Below are 21708 nucleotides of genomic sequence, written 5' to 3'. Positions count from 1 at the left end.
CGGGCCAACGGGTGGGGATCAGCCGGAGAGTGCCCCGCGAGTCGTTCCGCGAAAACCCCGGCAGTGCGCGCGCAGGTTTGCCACGTGGTGGCGGCCTCCAACCCGGCTCCTCCCCCGCGGCGAGGAGGCGACGTATCCGCCTGCGTGAGCGCGCAGCGGCCGACCCGTGGGGCCATCGTATGAGCCGCCGCTCCGATGGCCTCACGGGGGAGCTTTTCGCCGCGATTCCGCGCCCGGCACCGAGCGTCCCCGGGAGCATGGACTACCGCACGCAAGTGGCCTTCCTGGTCAGCGAAATGCTGGCGGTCGCGAAGGCACGGGACCCCGAGATGGACCGCGCAATGATCGCGGCCAAGGTCTCGCGCCTCACCGGCAAGGATGTGTCCAAGGCGATGCTCGACGGCTACACCGCCGAGTCGCGCGAGTCCTTCAACGCACCGGCGTATCTGATGCCGGCGCTCGAAGTGGCGTGCGACAGCACGATCTACAGCGACTGGAACGCCTCGGTGCGTGGCGGGCGCATGGTCCTCGGCCCTGCCGCGATCGACGCCGAGATCGGACGCCTGCAAGGCGATCGATCCGAGATCGACGACCGCCTGAAAGAACTGCGCCAGCTGCGGAGGAGTGTCCGCTGATGGCCGACGGGGGAATCCAGGGGATGCACTGGTACGTGCCTGCACAGCTGGCCGGCGTTGCCGGCTTGCCCACCACCGAACGCGGCGTGCACAAGCAAGCCGAGCGCGAGGGCTGGATGAAGCGCCGCCGCCTGCGCGGCAAGGGCTGGGAATACGCCTTCGACTCGCTGCCGCAGCAAGCGCGCGACGACATCGGTCGCCGCGCCGCGCTCAGCAAGACCCAGGCGCTCGCCTCCGACGCCTTCGCCCAGGGCAACCAGCTGTCCCGCAAGCTGGCGATCGCCGCGAAGGTCGACGGCGCCGTGCAGAAGCGCACCCGCGAGACCGGCCTGGCCAGCGCGGCCGCGCTCACCGGCAAGTCCCGCGAGCGCATGGACGCCAAGCTCGCGCTGCTCGCGCTGCTGGCCACCTTCGCCCACAACCGTCAGCTGGGCATCTGCGCCGCGATGGCCGAGTTCTGCGACGCCTACAACAGCGGCGAGCTGACCGTGCCGATCACCGTGCGCATGCACACCGGCGCCGCACTGGCGCCGCGCACCCTGCGGCGCTGGCGCCACCTCAACAAGACCCAGGGCCCGGCTGCACTCGCCGGCGGCTATGGCAACCGCGCCGGCACCGGCGTGCTCGACACCGCCCCGCAGCTGCACGACTTCACCATCGGCCTGATCGCCGACAAGCCGCACATCAGCGCCAAGCTGGTGTTCGAAGCCCTGCAGGCGCGCTTCGCAGAGCGTGACGACCTGCCCAAGCTGCGCACCGTCCAGGACTGGCTCGCGCGCTGGAAGCGCGACAACGCCGAAGTCCTCCTGGCCGTCGCCAACCCCGACGCCTGGAAGAACCGCTACATGTCCGGCTTCGGCTCGCTCAGCGAGTCCGTCACGCGCGCCTGCCAGCTGTGGATGCTCGACAGCACCCCGGCCGACCTGCAGCTGGTCGACGGCCGCTACAACCTGGTCGGCGTCATCGACGTGGCCTGGCGCGGCTTCCGCCTGCACGTGTGCAAGACCAGCAGCGCCGAGGCCGTCACCCAGGTCATGCGCCGCGCGATCATCGAGTGGGGCGTGCCCGAGGCGATCAAGGTCGACAACGGCCGCGACTACGCCAGCCAGCGCGTGGGTTCCATGCTCACCGCGCTGCACATCGACGCCCGCTTCAGCGCGCCGTTTTCCCCCTGGGAGAAGGGCAACATCGAGCGCGCGTTCCGCACCTTCAGCCACTCGCTGCTGGAGCTGCTGCCCGGCTACAGCGGCCACAACGTCGCCGAGGCCCAGGCGCTGCGCGCCGGCAAGTCCTTCGCCGAGCGGCTGTTCAAGAAGAACGAGGTCATCGAGCTCAAGCTCACCGCCGCCGAGCTGCAGGCGTTCTGCGACGACTGGTGCCGCCACTACTACGAGCACGAGAAGCACGAAGGCCTCGGCTGCACGCCGTTCGAGCGCTACGCGCAGCTGCGCGACGTCGTGAACCGCATCGGCGACGTGCGCGCGCTGGACCTGCTGCTCGGCGGCGGCGCCATGCGCCGCGTGACCAAGAAAGGCCTGCGCATCGACAACCTGGTCTACATCGCGCCCGAGCTGGCCAGCGTCGTCGGCCAGGACGTGCTGGTGCGCCAGGACGATGGCGACCTGGGCCGCATCGTCGTCTACCACGGCGAGCAGTTCCTGTGCATCGCCGAGTGCCCCGAGGTCGCCGGCGTGTCCCGCCGCGAGATCGCCATCGAGGGCAAGGCGCGCCAGGCGGCCGCGATGCAGCAGAAGAAGCGCGAGCTCAAGGCGCTCGGCCGCAAGGCCAACACCGCCGACCTCGCGCGCGACATCCTCGACCACAAGGCCCGGCAGAACGCATCGCTCGGCACGCTACCCGCGCCCAACGTCGTGCACCTCACGCCCGCCATCGAGGCCGCCGGCGACGCGGCCGACGCGCTGGAGCAGTACGAGGCGGGAACGCAGGCGCCGCCGGCCGAGCCGGTCACCCTCGACCACCTGGCCAACCTGCGCGACGCCATGCGCGGTGAGCAGGCCCAGGACGAAACCGCCGAGGACCGCTTCCGCCGCGCGCTGCGCTCGCTGATGAAGCCAGAGGGCGAGCGCGACGACATCGAGCGTCGTTTCCTGCGCAACCACCTCACGTCGGCCGAGTTCCTCGGCCGCTGGACGATGTTCGAGGACTTCGGACCCTCGGCCTTCGGCCTCCCCGATGAATTTGCCGCGCTGCTGCCCGACGGCGCTGCCTTCGATCGACTTTCCCGGGCACAACAAGGAGAACCCTGATGCGCACCAAGATCGTTCCGGTGTCCAACGTCGCGCGCCTGGCCGAAGCCGGCGAGGCGCTGCTCACCCGCTCGCCGGGCATGCCCGGCATGGGCCTGTGCTTCGGCGAGACCGGCCTGGGCAAGTCCACCGCCATCGCCTGGCTGGCCACGCGCCAGCACGGCGTCTACGTCCGCGCGATGGCCACCAGCACGCCGACCAGCCTGCTCGACTCCATCACGCGCGAGCTCAACATCGCCCCCCGCGCCCGCGTCGCGCAGACCGTCGACGCCATCGTCGGCAAGCTGGCCGAGACCGGCCGCCCGCTGTTCGTCGACGAAGCCGACTACGTCGTCGGCCAGAGCCGCCTGATCGACACCCTGCGCGACGTGCACGACCTGTCGAGCGTGCCGGTGATCCTGATCGGCATGGCCGGCATCGACCGCCGGATCTCGCTCAGCCCGCAGCTGTCCGGCCGCATGGCGCAGTGGGTGCAGTTCCAGCCGTCCACCGTTCAGGACGCGAAGCTGCTCGCAAAGGAGCTGTGCGAGGTCGACGTCGCCGACGACCTGGTCGCCGAGCTGCACGCCCGCGCCGGCGGCAGCGTGCGCAACATCGTCGTCGGCCTGGGCAAGATCGAGCAGCACGCCCGCGCCCGCGGCACCGGCAAGGTGGCGCTGGCCGACTGGCCGCGCGGCGCCGACTTCTTCCTGGGCGCCGGTGCGCCGCGCAAGCGCCTGCAGGCGGTGACGGCATGAGCGCCGAAGCGCTGGACGCGGTGGTCGTGCTGCACGAAGCCGAGCAGAAGCTGCGGCTCGCCGGCTGCAGCTATGAGCAGACGATCCCCCTGCGTCAGTTGCGCACGCGCTACGTCGCATTGCTCGAAGCGGCACACCGGGCCGACGGCGAAGAGCGGCCCGGTCGTCCAGAGCGCGGTCCAGGTCATACCGCCGCCGAATGGACGATGTTCCTGCGGGGTTGGGACGCCCACGCCGATGCGGTCTTCCGTAGCGGCCTGCGCGCCGCGCTCGAACCCTTGGCGCTGCCGCAATCCCTGGTGCTGCCGGAATGACCCAGCGCGCCGCCAAGCACGCCGGCTACGCCACCCGCAGCATCGGCGCCCGCATCGCCCGCACCAAGGGCGACGGGCACATGCGCGGCACGCTGTGGCGCGCGCTGCGGATCCTGCGGTCCACGACCGTCGGCGAGCTGATGGCCGTGGCCGAGCAGGACAACAAGAAGAGCGTGCAGCGCTTCCTTCAGATCCTCGCGCGCGCCGGCTTCGTCCGCGCGCGGCACGGCAACCGCGGCCGCCACGAGCCCACCACCTATGTCCTCGTGCGCAACAGCGGGCCGGCGTGCCCGTCGGTGCTGCAGCGCGGGGCCGTGGTCTACGACCACAACACCGAACAGGAGTACCGCATTGATGGCACCGAGTGAAACCGACTGGATCGACGCCCTGCGCGCGCACCGCAAGGCCCACGGCGGCAAGAAGACCGCCGAGGCGATCGGCTACTCCCAGGCCGTGGTCAGCGCCGTGCTCAACGGCAACTACAAGGGCGATTCGAAGGCCGTTCGACAGAAGGTCGAAGGCGCCCTGATGGGCCTGACCGTCGAGTGCCCCGTCGTCGGCGAGCTGCCCCGCAACCGCTGCCTGGAATACCAGCGCCAGCCCTTCGCCGCCACCAACCACCTGCGCGTGCAGCTGGCCAACACCTGCCCGAAGTGTCCCAACCGTCGAGGAGCCGAATCATGAGCACCACGAAGCTGCTGGCCGAAGCCAGCGCCGTCGTCAACAAGATCGCCCACGCGCCCGGCGTCGACCGCGGCACCCGTGCCAGCGCGCTGGCCGCCCTCGGCCGCCAGGTCGACGAACACGTCCTGCGCCTGGCGCAGGAGCAGGAGGCGATCAACGCCCAGGTACAGGGGCGGAACCCGGTCAGCCAGGTGAGCGGCGACTGATGCAACTCCAGCTGCTCACCCGCGAGATCACACCGCACACCGTGCTCGACGCCCTGGTGCGCCGCCCCGGCGCCGCCAACGGCGCCAGCGCCAAGGCGCTGGCCAGCGAGATCCTCGGGACCACCGCGGAGCCGGCGGACGAACGCCGCCTGCGCCAGGTGATCGAGCAGCTGCGCAACGACGGCCACGCCGTGTGCGCCACGCCCGAGTCGGGCTACCACCACGCCGCCGACGCCGATGACCTCAACCGCACCTGCGTGTTCCTCACGCGGCGCGCGGTTTCCACCCTCCGCCAGGTCGCCGCGATGAAGCGCGTGGCCATGCCGGACCTGTACGGGCAACTCGGTCTGCCCGATCCCGATGAACAAGGAGAGCACGATGAGCAACGCAACCCCCGCAGCGCCGGTTGAGTTCAACGGCATGGCCAACCAGATGACGCAGGCGGCAGTGGTCACGCTGCGCCTGGCAGAGCTCGGCATCGAGGTCATCGCCACCCTGTGCAACGGCCGCCGGCCGGTGCTGGTCGTCAACGGCATGCCGCCCAACGTCGAAGTCGGCATCAAGCGCCGCGAGCCCAGCGGCATGGGCGGCCACACCGTGGTCGAGGCCGCCCACTTCCACGGCTGCCAGCTGGAGTACATGCGCCCCGCGCGCGGCCCGGTCCCCGAGCGCGGCTTCAAGCCGCAGGTGGTGCCCAATGGCTGACCAGTACGTCGTCCTGCCGCTGCACGCCGTGCGCGATGCCAAGCGCCACGACGACCCCTACATGGCCGCCGACGAGGCCGCGCGCCTGGTCGAGAAGGACCGCGCCCCGCGCGTGGTCCTGCGGGTCATGAGCGAGATCTCCGTCGCGCCGGAACCGAAGCTGGCGGTGGTGCAGATTGCGGAGGTGCCTGGCAATGGCTAGGAAGGTCGGCCTCACCGCCTCGGTGATCGCGGTCATGTCTGATGGCAAATGGCACACCTGCGGCTGGGTGTCGAACGCCGTGCCCGAGCAGCACCGCAAGACGGCGAACGTCATCCTCGGCCAGCTGTGGAAGCACGGCCGCGCCGAACGCCGCGGCGAATACCGGGCCTACGAGTACCGGCTGCTCGATGTCGCCGCGGAGCGCGCCCGGAGCCTCAGGGATTTCGAAGGCCTCAGCGCAGAAGCGGCTGCATGCGCGGGTGTGCAGCTACCGCCGGTGTTCGCCGCCAGCCTCGGCACCGTTGCCGGCGAGCTTGTCGCCAGCGGCCCGGTCCCCGCCAACCGCGCCCAGGGCCGCATCGAGGACGTACTCGCCGCCGTGCTCGACAAGCACGATGCGCGGATGCTCGACCAGATCCTGCCTGACGTGCCCAACGGCTGGTCGCGCCTGGACGTGATCAGCGGCATCGCCGACGGCGTCCTCGCCGGCTGGATCCGCGCCCGGCGCAACGGCGCCCGCGATGCCTACCTGCTGCTGCGCGACCCGCCGCCCGTGCGCCACAACCCGCAGGTCGAGCGCTTCAAGGCGCACCGGCTGGTGGAGCAGTGCCGGATGCTCGACGCCGACACCCGCGACGCGCTGGTCGCCGCGCGCGAGTACGACGCCCCGGCCGAGCTGGTGCGCGCCCTGGTCGACCTGCGACGCGCGGCCGTCCGCACGCTGCAGCAGCTGGAGGCGTGACGTGACTTGCATCGGCGTCCTGCACGGATCGAAGAACTCAATGGCAGCCGGTTTCGAGCTGACCATCCGCTTCGTCACCTGGATGCAGCAACAGCGGCAGATCCCGCACTACGAGGTGATCGCCGCCGAGTTCGGCGTCCACCGCGCAACCGCCCACCGCTGGCGCCGCGCCTACCTCGCGGCCACCGGCCAGTTCGACCCCCTCGCGCGAGACACAAGCCCGGCGGCAACCGGCACCCACCCCCACACTTCGAGGTCCCCCCAATGAGCAAGAAAACCCGCATCAAGTCCGACGCCGTCGCGGTCACCTTCGCCAACCGCGAGGAGGTCAACGTCGCCATCGCCCACATCGGCGCCGCCCAGCGTCAGCGCGACGCCATCAACACCGCCATGAACGAGGAGCTCGCCGCCGTGCGCGCCCGCTTCGAGGAGCAGGCGCTGCCGCACGCCGCCGTCATCAAGGACCTCGGCCAGGCCGTGCAGGTGTGGTGCGAGGGCAACCGCGTCGAGCTGACCCGCGACGGCCGCACCAAGACCGCCAAGTTCGCCGCCGGTGAAGTGTCCTGGCGCGTGCGCCCGCCGCGCGTGTCCGTGCGCGGCGAAGGCATCGTGATCGAGGCGCTCAAGCGCCTGGGCCTGGAGCGCTTCGTGCGCACCAAGGAAGAGGTCGACAAGTCCGCCATCCTCGGCGAGCCCGGCGCCGTCCAGGACATCAAGGGCCTGTCGATCTCCCAGGGCGAGGACTTCGTGATCAAGCCCTTCGAGACCGAGATCGAGGAGGTGCAGTGATGGGCCAGGTTTCCTTGAACCGGGAGGACATGCGGAAAGTCCTCGCCGATCCGGACGCCGGCGCCGACGCCACGCTCATCGCGGCAGCTGGCACGGTCTACTTCGAAGCGATGGAGTGCGCCGCCGCCGTCGACGGCGCAACCGTCCAGATCGCCCAGAAGCTGCTGCGCATGGCGGCGCACGCCATCGACGAAGAGCGCGAAGGGGTGCAGTCATGATCCGGGCCACCTGCCGCTTCTCGACCGGCACATACACAGCCCGCGCGCAAGGCAAGACGGCCAGCTGCACGCAGTCGGCGGAAATGGCCGTGCGCGCGCTCGCCCGAAAGCTCGGGTACTCGGACGCCACCAGTCTCAAGCAAATCGAGGCTCACGACTGCTTCACGGTGTGGCGCCTCAAAGAGGTCGAAGAGTCTTCTACGGCCAGCAAAGAGCACAGCATGCAGGTGCTCAACCTCGCCCTGCGCATCGCCGACGCCAGCGTGCGCACCGAGATCGAGTGCTGGGCCTTCTGGAAGGAGCACGGTCACCACAACGTCTACGACACCAGCAAGCCGTGCCAGGACGAGAAGGCCACGCCGGAGGACAACGCCGCCCGCCTGAAGGCCGTGGCCGATGCCCTGCTCTACATCGACCTGCGCGGCGACGCCTTCCCCTGGCGCCTGGTCCGCGACCCCTCGTTCCCGAACATCGTCCACTTCGAGGAGAAGTCATGAACGCCGTTGCCGAACACCCCGTCGCCGGCTGGACCGAGGTCGACATCCACGAGCTGGCCGCGTCGATCGCCGACGTGGCCTCGGCCGCGCTGATCCAGTGCGAATGCCGCTGCGTCGCCGGCAGCGATCACGACTGGTTCGACCTGAAGACCTGCAGCATGGACAGCTGGCACCACGTCGACCAGGCCGTCACGTACCTGGAGCGCCGCGGCGACGCGGCCAGCCACCGCCTGGTGCGCAGCAAGGCGTTCCCGACGCTGGTGCGGATCGAGGAGCGCGAGTGAGCGCCAAGCCCGACCCCCGCCACCTGCAGCTCGGCCGCATCCACCAGGCGGCCAAACAGCTGGGCATGGACGACGCCACGTACCGCGCCCTGCTGCAGCGCGTGACGGGCAAGGCCTCGTCCGGCGCGATGACCCATGCCGAGCGCAACGCCGTGCTGGCGGAGATGGCGCGGCTCGGTTTCAAGGCCACCTCGAACGCCGATCGAAAGCGCGCCTACGCCGGCCAACCGAGCGGCGATCGAAAGACCTGGCGCCCGATGGTCCGCAAGGTCGGCGCGTTGCTCGCCGACGGCAAGAAGCCCTGGAGTTACGCCCACGAAATGGCGCAACGCATGTTCCACGTGAACCGCGTGGAATGGCTCAACGACCACGACCTGCACAAGCTCGTGAGCGCGCTGCAGATCGATGCGAACCGGAGGCCTAACACAGGTTCGGCCTCTCAAGCGAGGCGTAACACGTAACAAGGCCTATTTAGGGACATGACGAAGACCGACAACAACACAGCGAGCGAATCCTGATGCGCGCCACCTGCCCCGACTGCGGCGCCGACGGCCACGTGTCCGCATTCTTCGCCGAAGCCGACGGCAAGCGCCTGGCCGCCGTGCTCGCCGGCATGGCGCCGGAGCTCGGCCGCGCGACGATCGGATACCTGGGCCTGTTCAAGCCTGGCAAGACCGCGCTGCGCCTGCCGCGCGCGGTGAAGCTGGCCGAGGAACTGCGCGCCCTGGCGGAAGCCGGCAGCGTCACCAACGACGAACGTACCGGCGTGCGCCGCCCGTGCTCGCCGGCGACGTGGGCCACCGGCATCGAGCAGATGCTCGCCCAGCGCGCCGCCCTCACGCTGCCGCTGAAGAACCACAACTACCTGCGCGCCATCGTCTTCGGCCTGGCCGACCAGGCAGACGCCGCGGCCGAGCGTCAGCGCGAGACCAACGCCCGCGCCGGGAAGCACCTCGCCGCGGGGTCAGAAAAGTCCGACCACGAGTCGCCGCTGGTGGCGGAGCTGAAGTTCATCGAGCGCCAGCACGAGCTGGGCCAGCTGACCGGCGAAGAACGCGAGGCCAAGCGAGCGCAGGCGCGCGCGAAGTACGGAGCAAGCAATGGCTGAGCAGCGCGACATGCTGGGCGGCGCCACGCCCGACGATCTGGCGCAGGCGGACCTGTCCGAACTGCCCGCGCACAAGTGGGCGCCGACGCTGGCCGAGATCTACGACGCCAACGTCGAAGCCTTCCGCAACGCCGGCTACGAGGAGATCGCCGAGCGCCTGGCCGGCATCGGCGTGGGCGCCACCGCATTCCAGGTCGGCGGACGGGTGGTGTACATTCCGCGCGGTGACCGGCTAAAGCAGGCCCTGCGCGACAATGCCATGCACGCCGCCTGGCAGCGGCACGGCGACATCCAGCGCCTGGCGCGGGATTTCGATGTCACCGAGCCCACGGCCTACCGCGTGATCGCCGAGCAGCGCCGGCTACACATCAAGCGCACGCAGCGCGAGCTGTTCAACAAGGAGGAGAACGAATGAAGGAGGAGAACGAATGAAGACCGCCAGCGCCATCCTGCTTTGCCTCGTCCTGGCCGGATGCAGCCAAGAGCCACAACCGAGGGCGCCCGAACCGCCGGTGGCGGCTGAGCCGGCGCCGGCGCCGGCGCCGGAAGCCGTTGCAACCCTGGGGCCGAAAGCAACTCGGCAAGAGCTCAAGCATGAGGCGCAGAAGAGCCACGCACTGGGTGCTCAGCTGTGGAACGAACTGGACGCAGCCTGCCGCACGGACAAAGCAGAGACGTTGAGGATCTGGCGCGAAGCCAGCAGGGCGTCGGAGTACTGGCAGGACGAAGTCAACGCCACCGACCTCGAAAAGTTCGACTTCGACGCCTGTGACATGATGCTGGTCAACACCGCGAGCCGCGCGATGAACTGCGCCTCGTCTAAGTACTCGACGTCGTTCGATGTTCAGAAGAAGAAGTTCTTCAGCGAAGATCAGGCAATGTGCGAGGCCGCGCTCGCAGGCAACTGACGCCTCGGAAGCCGCCCATCCCCGAAGCCCCGCCACCGTGCGGGGCTTCTTGTTTAGCGCGCACTAAACACGACTGCGGGGCCTACCCCCGCATCGTGGGCGCGCGGAGGAATGACCGAAAGCTTCCCCGCCGCGATGACGGCCCGTTCGAGGCCGCTTCGCGTTGCCGGCGGCGGCGCCCTCCTTGTCGTCGCCGCCGGCCTTCTCCAACGGAGGCGGCGATGCGAATCAACGATGCACTGCGAAAGCTCCTCGGCGACGCGTGGCATGCGCGCCTGGTCGACCTGCTGCGCGCGTGGCCGCTGCTGGTGCTGTTCCTGGTCACGTTCCCGGTGGTGCTGCTGCTCAACCCGATGAAGGCGGGCCTGGCGCTGTTCGGCATCGCCAAGATCGCGATGGGCGGCTACCTGGGCTACTTCGTCGACCGCTGGGCGTTCCGCCCCGAGGACCGGCCGCACGCGCTGGAAGGCATCAGCAAGGGCACGGCATGGAAACGCCGCGCCATCATCATCGCGGCCGCCCTGGTCGCTGCGGCGTTGATCCCGTGAACCGGCGTCACGACGACCTCAACCCGCTGGGGCGGTGGATCCACCGCAACCTGGTCGCGGTCTGCCTGATCGGCGTGCTGGTGCTCATGGGCTGCGTGGGCAGCTGCATGCCGCAGCCGGTGCACGCCGCCGAGCGCGCCGTGCCGGTGCCGGAAGTCTCCACGCTGTACCGCCTCAAGATCGAGCGCGAGGCCGCGCGCAACTTCGGCCTCGACGCACCGGTCGCGCGCTTGGCCGCGCAGATCCACCAGGAGAGCGGCTGGCGCCCGAAGGCGGCCAGCGCCTACGCCCAGGGCCTTGCGCAGTTCACGCCCGCGACCGCCGCCTGGCTGCCGCAGGTCTGCCCGGCCGTGGGCAAGCCCGACCCCTGGGACCCGGACTGGAGCCTGCGCGCGCAGGCCTGCTACATGGCCTGGCTCTACGCCCAGGTGAAGCCCTTTCGATACGCCGGTGGCATGAGCGACTGCACGCACTGGAACCTCGCCCTGCGCAGCTACAACGGAGGCCTCGGCTGGATCCAGCGCGAGCGCCTGGCCACACAGCGCGCCGGCGACGACGCCAACGACTGGCGCGACATCGAGCGCCACCGCGTGCGCGCCGGCTGGGCGCACAAGGAAAACATCGGCTACCCGCGCCGGATCCTGCTGGTGCTCGAACCGCGCTACCTCGCGGCCGGTTGGCCGGGGAGCGCGGTGTGTTGAAGGCGCTTCGACTCGCGTTCGCAGCCGCTTCGAGCGCCGGCCTGTTGCCGGCGTTCGGCTGGACGCTGCTGGCGGTCGTGCTGCTCGCCGGCGGCGCCGGCACCTGGGCAGGCATGCGCTGGGAGAGCGGCGCCAACGCGATCGAGAAGGTCGGGCAGCTGCAGGCGCAGCGCGAGGCCGACGCGAAGGCCTACCGCGAGCTGCTCACGACCGCGCAAGGCCTGCAGCAACACGACGTGGCCACGTCGATCGCAACCCGCAACGCCTTCGACCGCATGGGCGCGCTCGCCGGCGCCCTGGAGAGCACCCTTGAAACGAACCGCACCTTCACCGCGCGCCAGCACGATGCGCTGGCTGACCTGGTTTCTCGCCGGCCTGACCTTGGTGTTCTGCGTCTCGGCGATGACGTCCTGCGCCACTGGAACCGCAGCAACGCGGGCCCAGCCGGCGACGCCGCCGCCCCCGCCGCCGCCCGGCCTGCAGGCCAACCAGCGGACGTCGTGCCCGCCGCTCCCGCCGGCGCGCAGCGACCTGGCCCCGGACCTGCTGGAGAACCACGACCAGGTGGCGGCGCTGTATCACGCCTGCAGCGCGCGCACGGACAACCTGCAGCAGGCGCTGGCCGAATGGCGCCGCACCGCCTGGCAGTGGTACTGCAGCGCGGTGGCGCAGCTGGGGCTCTCCACCGAGGGATGCGCGCCGCATGAGTGACGCCGGAGACCAGGTCGTATCCGACCACGAGCGCGCAATGGCGCTGTTCGAGCAGCAGCGCCTGCAGCGCATCGCCGAGAGCATGCGCCCGCGCGACCCGAACGTGCCGGTCGATTGCATCGACTGCGGCGAGATCATCCGCGCCGAGCGGCTGGAGGCCTACCCGCACACGCGCCGCTGCACGCGCTGCTCGGCGCTGGTGGAACAGGGCTATCGCGAGCGGTGGCCGCTGTGATCGAGATCCCGCTGCCCGCCGCCATCACGCTGGTGGTCGCCTTTCTGGGCTGCATGTTCGCGTTCGGGAAGATCCTGCTGGCGCAGTTCGACAAGCGCATCGCCGAGCGCTTCCAGGCGCAGGACAAGGCGTGGGACCTGCAGCTCGACGCGCTGAAGATGCGCCAGGCCGAGGAGAACATCGCACTGGCCAACCTGCGCGAGAAGGTCGACGACCTCAGCCGCGTCCTGCCGCTGGAGTACGTGCGGCGCGAGGACCACATCCGCTTCTCGGCGGTGATCGACCACAAGCTGGACCGGCTCGCCGAGCTGGTGCTGCAGACCAGGGGGAACAGCAATGCACGGAATTGACCTGGAAAAGGCGCAGCGGGAGAAGACCCGCTGGCGCATCCTCAAGGTGCTCGACGCCGGCCGTCCCGCGCCGGTGGCCGAGGACCTGATCCTGCAGGTGCTGCAGGATACCGCGCTGCCCATCACCCTGGCCGCGCTGCGCCGCGAGCTGGATTACCTGGAGGACCGCAAGCTGGTGATCCTGCACGGCCGGCGCACGTCGCCCGTGTGGTCGGCCGAGCTCACGCACTACGGCGTGGACATCGTCGAATACACGGTCGAGTGCTTCCCCGGCATCGCCCGTCCGCCGAAGTGGGACTGACATGGCGCCGCGCTCGAAAGTCGACCAACTGCCGGAGGCTGTGCGCCAGGAGCTCGAACAGAAGCTGATCGCCAACGGCTTCGGCGGCTACGAGGCGCTCACCGAATGGCTCACCGAGCAGGGCTTCGAGATCTCCAAATCCAGCGTCCACCGCTGGGGCTCGGATTTCGAGGAGCGCGTGGACGCGCTGCGCATCGCCACCCAGCAGGCCAAGGCCATCGTCAAGGCATCCCCCGACGACGAGGGCGACATGTCCGAGGCGCTGATGCGGCTGATGCAGGAGCGCATCTTCAGCGCGCTGGTGTCGCTGGAGGTGGATCCGAAGAAGGTCAACCTGGGCAGCCTGGCCAAGGCGCTGGCACCGATCGCGCGTGCGTCGATCGCGCAGAAGAAATACGCCAGCGAAGTGCGTGACCGCGCGCGCGCAGCGGTGGAAGCGGTGGACCGCATTGCATCCAGCGGTGGCCTGACCGCCGACGGCGCGAAGCAACTGCGCGAGCAGATCCTCGGCATCGGTGGCCAGGCCTCGTGACCGAAGCCGCCCGCCAGCTGGTCCCCGACACCGCCGCGGCCGACGTGCCCGCGGTGCTGCTGCCGTACCAGCAACGGTGGATCTCCGACCCGGCCAGCCTGAAGGTCATGGAGAAGGGGCGCCGCACCGGCATCACCTGGGCCGAGGCCGCGGACAACGTGCTGATCGCCGCCAGCGCCAAGAGCGCGGGCGGCCAGAACGTCTACTACCTGGGCACCGACAAGGAGATGACCGAGGAATACATCGGCGCGTGTGCCATGTGGGCCAAGGCGTTCAACCACGCCGCCGGCGCGATGGAAGAAGGCTTCTGGGACGAAGAGGACGATGACAAGCACATCAAGACCTACACGATCCGGTTCCCTGCCAGCGGCAACAAGATCGTCGCCCTGGCCAGCCGCCCGCGAAAGCTGCGCGGCCGCCAGGGCGTGCTGGTGGGCGACGAGTCCGCGTTCGTCGACGACCTGCCGGAGCTGATCAAGGCCGCGGTGGCGTTCCTGATCTGGGGCGGCAAGGTGCGCCTGATCTCCACCCACGACGGCGCCGACAACGCCTTCAACGAAGTGATCCAGGAGATCCGCGGCGGCAAGCGCAACGGCAGCGTGCACAAGGTCACCTTCCTGGACGCGGTGAAGGAGGGGCTCTACCGCCGCATCTGCCTGCGCCTTGGCCGCCAGTGGTCGCAGCATGCCGAGGATGCCTTCGTGACCGAGATCTACGGCACCTACGGCGACGCGGCCGAGGAGGAGCTCGATTGCGTGCCGCGCAACAGCGGCGGCGCCTACCTGTCGCGCGCCCTGATCGAGTCGCGCATGGACGCCGCTACCCCGGTGCTGTCGCTGTCGCTGCCCGAAGGCTTCGAGATGGAACCGGAGTCCGTGCGCGTGGGCCAGGTGAACGAGTGGCTGGACGCCCAGGTCCTGCCGCATCTGCAGCGGCTGCAGGTCTGCAGCGGCGAGTTCCGCGGCATCGTGTACGGCTGGGACTTCGCGCGCCACGTAGACCTGTCGATCATGACGCCGCTTGTCGAAGACCATCATCTGCTGCGCCGCGTGCCGTTCGTGCTGGAGCTGCGCAAGGTGCCGTTCGAACAGCAGAAGCAGGTGCTGTTCTACGTGGCCGACCGGCTGCCGCGGCTGCGCGCGGGCGCGCACGACTCCACCGGCAATGGCATGTACCTGGGCGAAGTGGCTGCGCAGCGCTACGGCAGCCGCATCGCCCAGGTGATGATCAACGACGGCTTCTACGGCGAGAATTTCCCCAAGCTCAAGGCCGACCTGCAGGACGGCACCGTGTCGGGCCTGCCGAAGACCGGCGACTGGATGGACGACCTGCGCGCTGTGCAGAACGTCAAGGGCACGCCGAAGGTGCCCGACAAGCGGACGACCAGCAAAGCAGGCGGCAAGCGCCACGGCGACGGCGCGATTTCGCTGGTGCTGGCCAACAGCGTGGCCCGCGCAGACTTCGTCCCGATCGAGTTCCTTTCCAGCGGCACCAACGCCGGCCAGCGCGTAGCCGATGACTTCATCGGTGGCCGCGCCATCGCCACCGACACTGGCTTCGGCACGATCGGCGGCCGCAACGACTTCGCAGGATTCGGCCAATGAACGACATGACCATCGCCCGCCCGGAGATCGGCCGCGAGGTCGCCACCAGCGCCGACGGCCGCGACATCACCCGGCCCTTCGTCGGCCCGCTGCTGGTGCCCGCCGACCGCGTGCTGCGCGTGCGCGGCGCCGGCGACCTGCTGATCTACGAGCAGGTGCTCAGCGATCCCCAGGTGAAGGCGTGCTTCGAGCAGCGCCGCAATGCCGTGACCAGCTGCGAATGGACGGTGGAAGCCGCCAGCGATCGCCGCGTGGACAAGAAGGCCGCCGACTGGATCGAGCGGCAGATCAAGGCGGTGGGCTTCGACAACCTCACCGACAAGATGCTCTACAGCGTCTTCTACGGCTACGCCGTGTCCGAGATCATCTACGAGGTCAAGGACGGGCTGCTCGGCTGGAAGGCGATCAAGGTGCGCGACCGTCGCCGCTTTCGCTTCAAGGCCGACGGCGAGCTGCGCATGCTCACCGTGCAGAACGCCCTGGAGGGCGAGCCGTGCCTGGCACCGTACTTCTGGCACGTGGCCACCGGCGCCGACCACGACGACGAGCCCTACGGCACGGGCCTGGGCCACTGGTGCTACTGGCCCACGCTGTTCAAGCGCAACGGCATCGCCTTCTGGCTGACGTTCCTGGAGAAGTTCGCCGCGCCGACCGCCAAGGGCACCTATCCGGTCAACGCCACGGCCGACGAGAAGAACAAGCTGCTGCAGGCGCTCTCCGCGATCCGCACCGACAGCGCCGTGATCTTCCCCGAGGGCATGACCGGCGAGCTCCTCGAAGCCGCCCGCAGCGGCACGGCGGACTACAAGGTCCTGCACGACACGATGGACGAGACGATCAGCAAGGCGATCCTCGGCCAGACCATGACCACCGACAACGGCAGCAGCAAGGCGCAGGCCGAGGTGCACATGGACGTACGCCAGGACATCGTCAAGGCCGACGCGGACCTGGTGTGCGAGAGCCTCAACCTCGGCCCGATCCGCTGGCTGACCATGTTCAACTTCCCCGGCGCCGAGCCGCCGCGCGTGTTCCGCCAGGTGGAGGAGCCGGAGGACGCCAACGAGCTGGCCAAGCGCGACAAGGCCGTGATGGACATGGGCTTCAAGCCCGGCCTGGACTACGTGCGCGAGACCTACGGCGACCACTGGGAGGAGAAGGCGCCCGAGCCGCCGCCGGTCGCGCCTGGCGCGCCTGCCGTGCCGGACACCGAGCCGCCGGTGGAGTTCGCCGACGCGCCCACGATCGCGCGCCTGAAGGCCGACGCGCAGGACCGCCTCGACGCGATCGAGGCCGGCGCCACCGACGCCAGCAGCAACTGGCACGCCTTCGTCGCGCCGCGGATCCGCGAGCTGCGCGTGCTGCTCGACCAGTCCGATGACCTGGCCGACTTCCGCGACCGCATCGTGGAGCTGGCCGACGCGGATCCCCAGGGCGAGTTCGTCGAGGCGATCGCCCGCGCCGGCTTTGGCGCGCAGCTGCTGGGCCGGCTTCCCAAGGAGAAGTGAAATGGACGATCGAGACGTCGAGCAACAGATCCAGGACAAGGGCCTCAACGCGCCGCGTGTGACGCCGGCCGACATCGAGGCGGAGATCACCAGCGAGTTCTACTTCACGGCCGGCGATGGCGTGCGCGGGGAATCGGAGATGGGTACCAGCCCGGCCGGCAATGCCTCCTCGCTGGAGGAGCTGACCTTCTGCGTGCTTGTGCTGCGCAACGGCTTCACCGTCACCGGCGAATCCGCCTGCGCCAGCCCGGAAAACTACGACCGCGACATCGGGCGCCAGATCGCGCGGCAGAACGCCGTAAACAAGATCTGGCCGCTGCTGGGCTTCCGCCTCCGCGACGCGTTGCACGAACTCGCCGGCTGACAATCAATGCCGGTTCAAGCCGCCTTCGACCTCGCTCCCGAAGAGGCCGTCGCCTTCTTCCGCGACAAGGGCCTGCTGGCTTCGTTCGCCTGGCAGGACGTGTGGCAGCAGGAGCACGAGATCGCGTTCACCGTCGCGAAGATGGTGGACCTCGACCTGCTGTCCGACGTGCGCGACGCCGTCGACCAGGCGATGGCCGAAGGCCTGACGCTGCAGCAGTTCAAGGCGCAGATCACGCCGCGCCTGGTCAGCGCCGGCTGGTGGGGCGTGCGCGAGCAGGCGGATCCGGAGACCGGCGCGAAGCAGCTGGTGCAGCTGGGCAGCCCGCGCCGGCTGGAGACGATCTTCCGCACCAACATGATGACGGCCTACGCCGCCGGCGAGTGGCAGCAGATCCAGGACGCGGCCGAGGACGCGCCCTACCTGATGTACGACGCCGTCGACGACAACCGCACGCGCGAGCAGCACCGCGCCTGGGACGGCACCGTGCTGCGCTGGGACGATCCCTGGTGGCAGACGCACCGCCCGCCCAACGGCTGGAACTGCCGCTGCAGCGTGATCCAGCTCGGTGAGGATGAGCTGGCGCTGGCCGGCAAGTCCGCGCCCGACACCGCGCCACCGGTCAAGACGCGCGAGTGGACCAACCGCCGCACCGGCGAGGTCATGCAGGTGCCGCTGGGCATCGACCCCGGCTTTGCCTACAACCCCGGCCAGGACCGCCAGGCGCAGCTGCGCGCACTGGCGGCCGACAAGCGCGCCGCATTCGACCAGGGCACGCGATGACCGACGCCCGCATCGACCTCGACGACGCCCAGGTACTCGCCTGGCTCGACCGCCTGCGCCAGCTGCCGCGGCGCGAGGGGCGCAGCATCATGGCGTCGATCGGGCGGTACATGAAGACCGCGATGCAGATGCGGTTCCGCCGCCAGGTGGATCCCGACGGCAAGCCGTGGGTGCCCAGCAAGGCGGCAAAGGCACGCGGCGGCCAGACCCTGCGCGACACCAACCGCCTGTTCCGCTCGCTCACCTGGCGCGCCGGCAGCGACTACGCCGAGGCCGGCACCAACGTGGTCTATGCCGCGGTCAACCACTTCGGCATCCTCAAGGTGGTCAACGTCGGCGCGCACCGCCGGATGATCCGGCGCGACTACGGCGAGCGCGGCGCCTTCTCGGTGCGCGCGTCGATGGTCAAGGCCCACCGCCGGCTGATGTTCCGGCCGGCGCGGCGCTTCGCCGGGTTCGGCCAGGCCGACGTCGACGGGATCCTGGCCATCCTGCGCCGCCGCATCACCGAAGCGGCCCAAAAGTGACGACCGCCTGTGCGGCCCCCAGCGGCCGCTGGAGGCCCCTGGGCGCCACGTGGATGCCTCTGGCAGGGCTGGTCGGCCGCCTGCGACGATTTGAAACGGTTTTGAAGGGGGTCCTGGGGTCTCGGCCCGGCCGCCTTTGCCGCCAGTTGCCCGAATCGGCCGCAAACCGGTAGTGTGAGCGGCGCCGCGGCGATCGCCGCCGGCACCTCCTGACCAGCGCCCGCGGCCGGCCCTTGTGCCAGCTGCAATCTTTAGCACGCGCTAATCCCACGGGCAGGCCGCCCCCGGCGAATCTGGCCGGGCCATGACGAAGCCCGCCAGCGCTACCGCATCCTCCCAGGCCACCGGCGACATCGCCGGCGACGGCGCCCAGGTGATCGAGATCTTCCGTGCCGGCCGCCAGACCGACATGCACGGCCGCACCATCGAGTTCTCCCGCCAGGACCTGGCCGACATCGCCGCGGGCTACGACCCGGCGCTCCACGAGGCGCCCGTGGTCATCGGCCACCCCAAGGACAACACCCCGGCCTTCGGCTGGGTGCGCGGCTTGCAGGTAGACGGCGACGTGCTGTCGGCGCAGCTGCACCAGGTCGACGCCGACTTCGCAGACATGGTCCGCGCCGGCCGCTTCAAGAAGCGCAGCGCCTCGATCTTCCTGCCCGACGGCAGCGACAACCCCACGCCCGGCAAGTACGCCCTGCGCCACGTCGGCTTCCTGGGCGGCGCGGTGCCGGCGGTGAAGGGCCTCAAGGAGGTCAACTTCGCCGGCGACACCACCGGCTTCGTCGAGTTTGCCGAGCCGATCCGCTGGTGGGTGTTCGGCTACATCGCCGATCTCTTCCGCGGCCTGCGCGAGCGCGAGATCGAAAGCAATGGCCTGGAGAAGGCCAACCTGGCCTTTCCGACCTACCTGATCGATTCCATCCGCGAAGCCTCCCGCGAGCCGTCGCCGACGAGTCACTACGCGGCGCCGGCCGGCGCCGAGGAAATCACCACCATCGAGGTCCCCGACATGCCGCAGGACAAGAACACCCCCGCCGACTTCGCCGCGCGCGAGCAGAAGATCGCCGACGACACCACCGCCCTGGAGCAGCGCGAGAAGGCCCTGGCCGACCGCGAGACCAAGGCCCGCCGCGACGACGCGGCCGAGTTCGCCGACGGCCTGGTCAAGGACGGCAAGCTGCTGCCCAAGGACAAGGCCCCGGTGGTCGAGCTGCTGCTCGCCCTGCCCACCGCCGCGCCGCTCTCGTTCGCCAGCGGCGACGACACCATCGAGAAGCCCGCCGCGGAGCTCTTCCGCGAGCTGCTCGCCGGCCTGCCTCAGCGCATGGACTTCAACGAGAAGTCGCACGCCGAGGACAGCGAGGCCGGCGCCGCCAGCTTCGCCGCGCCGCAGGGCACGGTGGTCAGCGCCGATGGCCTGGAGCTGCACCGCAAGGCCTTGGCCTACCAGGCCACGCACGCCGGCGTGTCGTTCGTCGACGCCTACAAGGCCGTGGGCGGCGCCTGACCGCCCGCCTGGCCTTCGCCACCCGCTGACCCTTCGCACTCGCGCCAGGAGCGCATCGACATGTCCCAGAAGCATTCCCTGCTCACCCTCACGATCCTCGCCGCTGCCGCGCTGACGGCCCAGCGCTTCGTCACGACCGCGGGCGCCGTCGCCACCGCTGCCGGCAACGCCGACGGCGTGGCCGCAACCGACGCCGCGATCGGCGACCTGGTCCCGGTCGACGTCGCCGGCACCGCGGTCGTCACCGCCGGCGCCGCGATCGCCGCGGGCGCCTACGTCCAGGTCGGCACCGACGGCAAGGCCATCACCCAGGCGTCCGGTGGTGCCGCGGTCGGTAAGGCCCTGGAGGCCGCGTCCGCCGACGGCGATCCCATCGAGATCCTGCTGATCCCGAACGCCCCGACCATCGCCTGACAAGGCTGGCGGGCGCTCTCACGCGCGCTTCTCTTCCACGCCCTTTCAAGAGGTTTTCGAAATGCCCCAGATGACTCCCGGCCAGACCCGCGTGGTCGACCCGATCCTCTCGCAGCACGCGCGCGGCTACGTCCGGCCGGGCAACATCGCCAAGGCCCTGTTCCCGGTCGCCGAAGTCGCCGCCTACGGCGGCAAGGTGATCGAGTTCGACAAGTCCGCGTTCCGCCTCTACAACACCAAGCGCGCGCCCGGCAGCGCCACCAAGCGCATCGTCTTCGGCTACGAGGGCAAGGCCTACGCCATCGTGCCGGCCGCCCTCGAAGCGCAGGTGCCGCGCGAGCTGATGCGCGATGCCAGCCAGGTGCCCGGCATCGACCTGGCCAGCGACGCCGTCGACGTGACCCTGGACGCGATCGAGCTGGAGCACGAGTACGACTCGGCCCAGATCGCCCGCGACGCCAGCAACTACGACGCCAATCACAAGGTCACGCTGACCGGCACCAGCAAGTGGACCGGCAGCGCGAGCGACCCGAGCGTCGACGTGCAGTCCGGCGTCGAGGCGATCCGCAGCTCGATCGGCGTGCGCGGCAACACCGTGGCGCTCTCGGCCACCGCGTTCGCGGCTTGCCAGTTCAACGCCAAGATCCTCGACCGGCTGAAGTACACCGGCCGCGACTCGGTGACCGCCGAGCTCCTGGCCAAGCTGTGGAACGTCGGCAAGGTGGTCGTGGGCGAGGCCGTCGTGGCCACCGGCCAGGACGACGACTTCGGCGACGTGTGGGGCAACGACGTGGTCATCGCCTACGTGGCCCCGGGCCGCAGCGACGGGCGCCGCAACGCCGCACAGCCGAGCTACGGCTACACCTACGCGATCCCGGGCATGCCCTCGGTCGAGCAGGCGTACTGGGACAACAGCACCAAGTCCTGGGTGTACGGCGTCAGCAACGACGCCACGCCGGTGCTCAGCGGCATGGTCGCCGGGTTCGTGATCAAGGACGCCGGCGCCGCGCAGTAACCGCCGGCCCCGCTGTCATCCCTGCGCCCGATCGGCCCGGCTTTGGCCGGGCCGATTTCCGCAAGCCCTCCCAGGAGAGAAGCAATGCCCAAGTACAAGGTGCTCAGCCCCATCAAGGTCGGGAAGAAGATCGAACGCACCGGCGAGGTCGAGATGTCGGCCGGCGACGCGGCCGACGCCCTGGCGCGCGGCGAGCTGGAGCTCGTGAAGGAAGCCAAGGCCAAGGACCCGAAGAAGGACTCGGCCAAGGGTGGCGAGAAGCAGGATCCGCCGAAGGATCCGGCCACGACCGGCGGCGCCAAGTAAGCGAGC

General features: G+C 69.9%; 36 protein-coding genes. All 36 read left to right on the top strand.

The window, feature by feature from the left end; genetic code table 11:
• Positions 1–179 precede the first annotated feature (179 nt).
• The 36 genes from ACFONC_RS11840 (at position 180) to ACFONC_RS11665 (ending at position 21702) form a co-directional block, all read left to right on the top strand.
• Complete coding sequence (locus tag ACFONC_RS11840; RefSeq protein ID WP_386744295.1) at positions 180–635, top strand: hypothetical protein; 456 nt, start codon at positions 180–182, stop codon at positions 633–635.
• Positions 635–2902, top strand: coding sequence for a DNA-binding protein (locus tag ACFONC_RS11835; RefSeq protein ID WP_386744293.1), 2268 nt, complete (start codon positions 635–637; stop codon positions 2900–2902). The genes ACFONC_RS11840 and ACFONC_RS11835 overlap by 1 nt, the downstream gene beginning before the upstream one ends.
• Positions 2902–3639 (top strand): AAA family ATPase, encoded by a 738-nt coding sequence (locus ACFONC_RS11830; RefSeq protein ID WP_386744291.1) that lies wholly within the window; start codon positions 2902–2904, stop codon positions 3637–3639. The genes ACFONC_RS11835 and ACFONC_RS11830 overlap by 1 nt, the downstream gene beginning before the upstream one ends.
• A complete protein-coding gene (locus ACFONC_RS11825; RefSeq protein ID WP_386744289.1) occupies positions 3636–3953 on the top strand; it encodes a hypothetical protein in 318 nt (105 codons plus the stop codon). Before ACFONC_RS11830 ends, ACFONC_RS11825 begins: the two co-directional genes overlap by 4 nt.
• Positions 3950–4321 (top strand): hypothetical protein, encoded by a 372-nt coding sequence (locus tag ACFONC_RS11820; protein ID WP_386744288.1) that lies wholly within the window; start codon positions 3950–3952, stop codon positions 4319–4321. Before ACFONC_RS11825 ends, ACFONC_RS11820 begins: the two co-directional genes overlap by 4 nt.
• Positions 4308–4637 (top strand): hypothetical protein, encoded by a 330-nt coding sequence (locus ACFONC_RS11815; protein ID WP_386744286.1) that lies wholly within the window; start codon positions 4308–4310, stop codon positions 4635–4637. Before ACFONC_RS11820 ends, ACFONC_RS11815 begins: the two co-directional genes overlap by 14 nt.
• Positions 4634–4843: a hypothetical protein gene (locus ACFONC_RS11810; RefSeq protein WP_386744284.1), complete on the top strand. Its 210-nt coding sequence runs from the start codon at positions 4634–4636 to the stop codon at positions 4841–4843. The genes ACFONC_RS11815 and ACFONC_RS11810 overlap by 4 nt, the downstream gene beginning before the upstream one ends.
• Positions 4843–5253, top strand: a complete 411-nt coding sequence (locus tag ACFONC_RS11805) for a hypothetical protein (RefSeq protein ID WP_386744282.1) — start codon at positions 4843–4845, stop codon at positions 5251–5253. Before ACFONC_RS11810 ends, ACFONC_RS11805 begins: the two co-directional genes overlap by 1 nt.
• A complete protein-coding gene (locus ACFONC_RS11800; RefSeq protein ID WP_386744280.1) occupies positions 5222–5548 on the top strand; it encodes a hypothetical protein in 327 nt (108 codons plus the stop codon). The genes ACFONC_RS11805 and ACFONC_RS11800 overlap by 32 nt, the downstream gene beginning before the upstream one ends.
• Positions 5541–5750 carry a hypothetical protein gene (locus tag ACFONC_RS11795; RefSeq protein WP_386744278.1) on the top strand — a complete coding sequence of 70 codons (210 nt, stop codon included), beginning with the start codon at positions 5541–5543 and terminating at the stop codon, positions 5748–5750. The genes ACFONC_RS11800 and ACFONC_RS11795 overlap by 8 nt, the downstream gene beginning before the upstream one ends.
• The gene (locus ACFONC_RS11790; protein WP_386744276.1) at positions 5743–6492 is read left to right on the top strand and encodes a hypothetical protein; all 750 of its coding nucleotides are present in this window, start codon (positions 5743–5745) and stop codon (positions 6490–6492) included. The genes ACFONC_RS11795 and ACFONC_RS11790 overlap by 8 nt, the downstream gene beginning before the upstream one ends.
• Positions 6493–6532: 40 nt before the next feature.
• A complete protein-coding gene (locus tag ACFONC_RS11785) occupies positions 6533–6760 on the top strand; it encodes a helix-turn-helix domain-containing protein (RefSeq protein ID WP_386744274.1) in 228 nt (75 codons plus the stop codon).
• The gene (locus ACFONC_RS11780; RefSeq protein ID WP_386744272.1) at positions 6757–7281 is read left to right on the top strand and encodes a host-nuclease inhibitor Gam family protein; all 525 of its coding nucleotides are present in this window, start codon (positions 6757–6759) and stop codon (positions 7279–7281) included. The genes ACFONC_RS11785 and ACFONC_RS11780 overlap by 4 nt, the downstream gene beginning before the upstream one ends.
• On the top strand, positions 7281–7499 hold the full coding sequence (locus ACFONC_RS11775) for a hypothetical protein (protein ID WP_386744271.1): 219 nt from the start codon (positions 7281–7283) through the stop codon (positions 7497–7499). The genes ACFONC_RS11780 and ACFONC_RS11775 overlap by 1 nt, the downstream gene beginning before the upstream one ends.
• The gene (locus tag ACFONC_RS11770; RefSeq protein WP_386744269.1) at positions 7496–7996 is read left to right on the top strand and encodes a hypothetical protein; all 501 of its coding nucleotides are present in this window, start codon (positions 7496–7498) and stop codon (positions 7994–7996) included. The genes ACFONC_RS11775 and ACFONC_RS11770 overlap by 4 nt, the downstream gene beginning before the upstream one ends.
• Positions 7993–8280: a hypothetical protein gene (locus ACFONC_RS11765; protein ID WP_386744267.1), complete on the top strand. Its 288-nt coding sequence runs from the start codon at positions 7993–7995 to the stop codon at positions 8278–8280. Before ACFONC_RS11770 ends, ACFONC_RS11765 begins: the two co-directional genes overlap by 4 nt.
• Positions 8277–8741 (top strand): gp16 family protein, encoded by a 465-nt coding sequence (locus tag ACFONC_RS11760; protein WP_386744265.1) that lies wholly within the window; start codon positions 8277–8279, stop codon positions 8739–8741. The genes ACFONC_RS11765 and ACFONC_RS11760 overlap by 4 nt, the downstream gene beginning before the upstream one ends.
• Before the next feature lie 56 nt (positions 8742–8797).
• Complete coding sequence (locus tag ACFONC_RS11755) at positions 8798–9388, top strand: hypothetical protein (RefSeq protein WP_386744263.1); 591 nt, start codon at positions 8798–8800, stop codon at positions 9386–9388.
• Complete coding sequence (locus ACFONC_RS11750; protein WP_386744261.1) at positions 9381–9803, top strand: Mor transcription activator family protein; 423 nt, start codon at positions 9381–9383, stop codon at positions 9801–9803. The genes ACFONC_RS11755 and ACFONC_RS11750 overlap by 8 nt, the downstream gene beginning before the upstream one ends.
• Positions 9804–9816: 13 nt before the next feature.
• Positions 9817–10296: a hypothetical protein gene (locus ACFONC_RS11745; RefSeq protein WP_386744259.1), complete on the top strand. Its 480-nt coding sequence runs from the start codon at positions 9817–9819 to the stop codon at positions 10294–10296.
• Between the two features lie 221 nt (positions 10297–10517).
• Complete coding sequence (locus tag ACFONC_RS11740) at positions 10518–10844, top strand: hypothetical protein (protein WP_386744257.1); 327 nt, start codon at positions 10518–10520, stop codon at positions 10842–10844.
• On the top strand, positions 10841–11545 hold the full coding sequence (locus ACFONC_RS11735) for a transglycosylase SLT domain-containing protein (protein ID WP_386744255.1): 705 nt from the start codon (positions 10841–10843) through the stop codon (positions 11543–11545). Before ACFONC_RS11740 ends, ACFONC_RS11735 begins: the two co-directional genes overlap by 4 nt.
• A gap of 309 nt (positions 11546–11854) precedes the next feature.
• On the top strand, positions 11855–12256 hold the full coding sequence (locus tag ACFONC_RS11730; protein WP_386744253.1) for a hypothetical protein: 402 nt from the start codon (positions 11855–11857) through the stop codon (positions 12254–12256).
• A complete protein-coding gene (locus ACFONC_RS11725) occupies positions 12249–12491 on the top strand; it encodes a TraR/DksA C4-type zinc finger protein (protein WP_386744251.1) in 243 nt (80 codons plus the stop codon). Before ACFONC_RS11730 ends, ACFONC_RS11725 begins: the two co-directional genes overlap by 8 nt.
• Entirely contained in the window at positions 12479–12841 is a 363-nt protein-coding gene (locus ACFONC_RS11720) for a hypothetical protein (protein ID WP_386744249.1), read from the top strand. Before ACFONC_RS11725 ends, ACFONC_RS11720 begins: the two co-directional genes overlap by 13 nt.
• Positions 12828–13142, top strand: a complete 315-nt coding sequence (locus ACFONC_RS11715; RefSeq protein WP_386744248.1) for a hypothetical protein — start codon at positions 12828–12830, stop codon at positions 13140–13142. Before ACFONC_RS11720 ends, ACFONC_RS11715 begins: the two co-directional genes overlap by 14 nt.
• Before the next feature lies 1 nt (position 13143).
• Positions 13144–13674, top strand: a complete 531-nt coding sequence (locus ACFONC_RS11710; protein ID WP_386744246.1) for a DUF3486 family protein — start codon at positions 13144–13146, stop codon at positions 13672–13674.
• The gene (locus tag ACFONC_RS11705; RefSeq protein WP_386744244.1) at positions 13671–15278 is read left to right on the top strand and encodes a hypothetical protein; all 1608 of its coding nucleotides are present in this window, start codon (positions 13671–13673) and stop codon (positions 15276–15278) included. The genes ACFONC_RS11710 and ACFONC_RS11705 overlap by 4 nt, the downstream gene beginning before the upstream one ends.
• A complete protein-coding gene (locus ACFONC_RS11700; RefSeq protein WP_386744242.1) occupies positions 15275–16783 on the top strand; it encodes a DUF935 domain-containing protein in 1509 nt (502 codons plus the stop codon). The genes ACFONC_RS11705 and ACFONC_RS11700 overlap by 4 nt, the downstream gene beginning before the upstream one ends.
• 1 nt (position 16784) lies before the next feature.
• Positions 16785–17147, top strand: coding sequence for a Gp49 family protein (locus ACFONC_RS11695; RefSeq protein WP_386744240.1), 363 nt, complete (start codon positions 16785–16787; stop codon positions 17145–17147).
• 6 nt (positions 17148–17153) lie between these two features.
• On the top strand, positions 17154–17930 hold the full coding sequence (locus ACFONC_RS11690; protein ID WP_386744238.1) for a phage head morphogenesis protein: 777 nt from the start codon (positions 17154–17156) through the stop codon (positions 17928–17930).
• Positions 17927–18457, top strand: coding sequence for a phage virion morphogenesis protein (locus ACFONC_RS11685; protein ID WP_386744236.1), 531 nt, complete (start codon positions 17927–17929; stop codon positions 18455–18457). The genes ACFONC_RS11690 and ACFONC_RS11685 overlap by 4 nt, the downstream gene beginning before the upstream one ends.
• A 304-nt stretch (positions 18458–18761) precedes the next feature.
• Positions 18762–19967 (top strand): hypothetical protein, encoded by a 1206-nt coding sequence (locus ACFONC_RS11680; RefSeq protein ID WP_386744234.1) that lies wholly within the window; start codon positions 18762–18764, stop codon positions 19965–19967.
• Between the two features lie 60 nt (positions 19968–20027).
• Positions 20028–20381 carry a capsid cement protein gene (locus tag ACFONC_RS11675; protein ID WP_386744232.1) on the top strand — a complete coding sequence of 118 codons (354 nt, stop codon included), beginning with the start codon at positions 20028–20030 and terminating at the stop codon, positions 20379–20381.
• A 61-nt stretch (positions 20382–20442) separates the two neighbouring features.
• Entirely contained in the window at positions 20443–21396 is a 954-nt protein-coding gene (locus ACFONC_RS11670; protein ID WP_386744230.1) for a hypothetical protein, read from the top strand.
• 84 nt (positions 21397–21480) lie between these two features.
• Positions 21481–21702, top strand: coding sequence for a hypothetical protein (locus ACFONC_RS11665; protein ID WP_386744228.1), 222 nt, complete (start codon positions 21481–21483; stop codon positions 21700–21702).
• Positions 21703–21708 lie beyond the last annotated feature (6 nt).

Origin of the sequence: Luteimonas soli, assembly GCF_042648865.1 — a bacterium.
Classification (GTDB): Bacteria; Pseudomonadota; Gammaproteobacteria; order Xanthomonadales; family Xanthomonadaceae; genus Luteimonas; species Luteimonas soli.
The sequence above is the reverse complement of the archived record's forward strand: the minus strand, read 5'-3'. Positions and strand labels throughout refer to the sequence as shown.

Coding starts and splice junctions, on each gene's coding strand:
- ACFONC_RS11840 (WP_386744295.1), top strand. CDS start 180: ATGAGCCGCCGCTCCGATGGCCTCACGGGGGAGCTTTTCGCCGCGATT.
- ACFONC_RS11835 (WP_386744293.1), top strand. CDS start 635: ATGGCCGACGGGGGAATCCAGGGGATGCACTGGTACGTGCCTGCACAG.
- ACFONC_RS11830 (WP_386744291.1), top strand. CDS start 2,902: ATGCGCACCAAGATCGTTCCGGTGTCCAACGTCGCGCGCCTGGCCGAA.
- ACFONC_RS11825 (WP_386744289.1), top strand. CDS start 3,636: ATGAGCGCCGAAGCGCTGGACGCGGTGGTCGTGCTGCACGAAGCCGAG.
- ACFONC_RS11820 (WP_386744288.1), top strand. CDS start 3,950: ATGACCCAGCGCGCCGCCAAGCACGCCGGCTACGCCACCCGCAGCATC.
- ACFONC_RS11815 (WP_386744286.1), top strand. CDS start 4,308: ATGGCACCGAGTGAAACCGACTGGATCGACGCCCTGCGCGCGCACCGC.
- ACFONC_RS11810 (WP_386744284.1), top strand. CDS start 4,634: ATGAGCACCACGAAGCTGCTGGCCGAAGCCAGCGCCGTCGTCAACAAG.
- ACFONC_RS11805 (WP_386744282.1), top strand. CDS start 4,843: ATGCAACTCCAGCTGCTCACCCGCGAGATCACACCGCACACCGTGCTC.
- ACFONC_RS11800 (WP_386744280.1), top strand. CDS start 5,222: ATGAGCAACGCAACCCCCGCAGCGCCGGTTGAGTTCAACGGCATGGCC.
- ACFONC_RS11795 (WP_386744278.1), top strand. CDS start 5,541: ATGGCTGACCAGTACGTCGTCCTGCCGCTGCACGCCGTGCGCGATGCC.
- ACFONC_RS11790 (WP_386744276.1), top strand. CDS start 5,743: ATGGCTAGGAAGGTCGGCCTCACCGCCTCGGTGATCGCGGTCATGTCT.
- ACFONC_RS11785 (WP_386744274.1), top strand. CDS start 6,533: ATGGCAGCCGGTTTCGAGCTGACCATCCGCTTCGTCACCTGGATGCAG.
- ACFONC_RS11780 (WP_386744272.1), top strand. CDS start 6,757: ATGAGCAAGAAAACCCGCATCAAGTCCGACGCCGTCGCGGTCACCTTC.
- ACFONC_RS11775 (WP_386744271.1), top strand. CDS start 7,281: ATGGGCCAGGTTTCCTTGAACCGGGAGGACATGCGGAAAGTCCTCGCC.
- ACFONC_RS11770 (WP_386744269.1), top strand. CDS start 7,496: ATGATCCGGGCCACCTGCCGCTTCTCGACCGGCACATACACAGCCCGC.
- ACFONC_RS11765 (WP_386744267.1), top strand. CDS start 7,993: ATGAACGCCGTTGCCGAACACCCCGTCGCCGGCTGGACCGAGGTCGAC.
- ACFONC_RS11755 (WP_386744263.1), top strand. CDS start 8,798: ATGCGCGCCACCTGCCCCGACTGCGGCGCCGACGGCCACGTGTCCGCA.
- ACFONC_RS11750 (WP_386744261.1), top strand. CDS start 9,381: ATGGCTGAGCAGCGCGACATGCTGGGCGGCGCCACGCCCGACGATCTG.
- ACFONC_RS11745 (WP_386744259.1), top strand. CDS start 9,817: ATGAAGACCGCCAGCGCCATCCTGCTTTGCCTCGTCCTGGCCGGATGC.
- ACFONC_RS11740 (WP_386744257.1), top strand. CDS start 10,518: ATGCGAATCAACGATGCACTGCGAAAGCTCCTCGGCGACGCGTGGCAT.
- ACFONC_RS11725 (WP_386744251.1), top strand. CDS start 12,249: ATGAGTGACGCCGGAGACCAGGTCGTATCCGACCACGAGCGCGCAATG.
- ACFONC_RS11715 (WP_386744248.1), top strand. CDS start 12,828: ATGCACGGAATTGACCTGGAAAAGGCGCAGCGGGAGAAGACCCGCTGG.
- ACFONC_RS11710 (WP_386744246.1), top strand. CDS start 13,144: ATGGCGCCGCGCTCGAAAGTCGACCAACTGCCGGAGGCTGTGCGCCAG.
- ACFONC_RS11700 (WP_386744242.1), top strand. CDS start 15,275: ATGAACGACATGACCATCGCCCGCCCGGAGATCGGCCGCGAGGTCGCC.
- ACFONC_RS11695 (WP_386744240.1), top strand. CDS start 16,785: ATGGACGATCGAGACGTCGAGCAACAGATCCAGGACAAGGGCCTCAAC.
- ACFONC_RS11690 (WP_386744238.1), top strand. CDS start 17,154: ATGCCGGTTCAAGCCGCCTTCGACCTCGCTCCCGAAGAGGCCGTCGCC.
- ACFONC_RS11685 (WP_386744236.1), top strand. CDS start 17,927: ATGACCGACGCCCGCATCGACCTCGACGACGCCCAGGTACTCGCCTGG.
- ACFONC_RS11680 (WP_386744234.1), top strand. CDS start 18,762: ATGACGAAGCCCGCCAGCGCTACCGCATCCTCCCAGGCCACCGGCGAC.
- ACFONC_RS11675 (WP_386744232.1), top strand. CDS start 20,028: ATGTCCCAGAAGCATTCCCTGCTCACCCTCACGATCCTCGCCGCTGCC.
- ACFONC_RS11670 (WP_386744230.1), top strand. CDS start 20,443: ATGCCCCAGATGACTCCCGGCCAGACCCGCGTGGTCGACCCGATCCTC.
- ACFONC_RS11665 (WP_386744228.1), top strand. CDS start 21,481: ATGCCCAAGTACAAGGTGCTCAGCCCCATCAAGGTCGGGAAGAAGATC.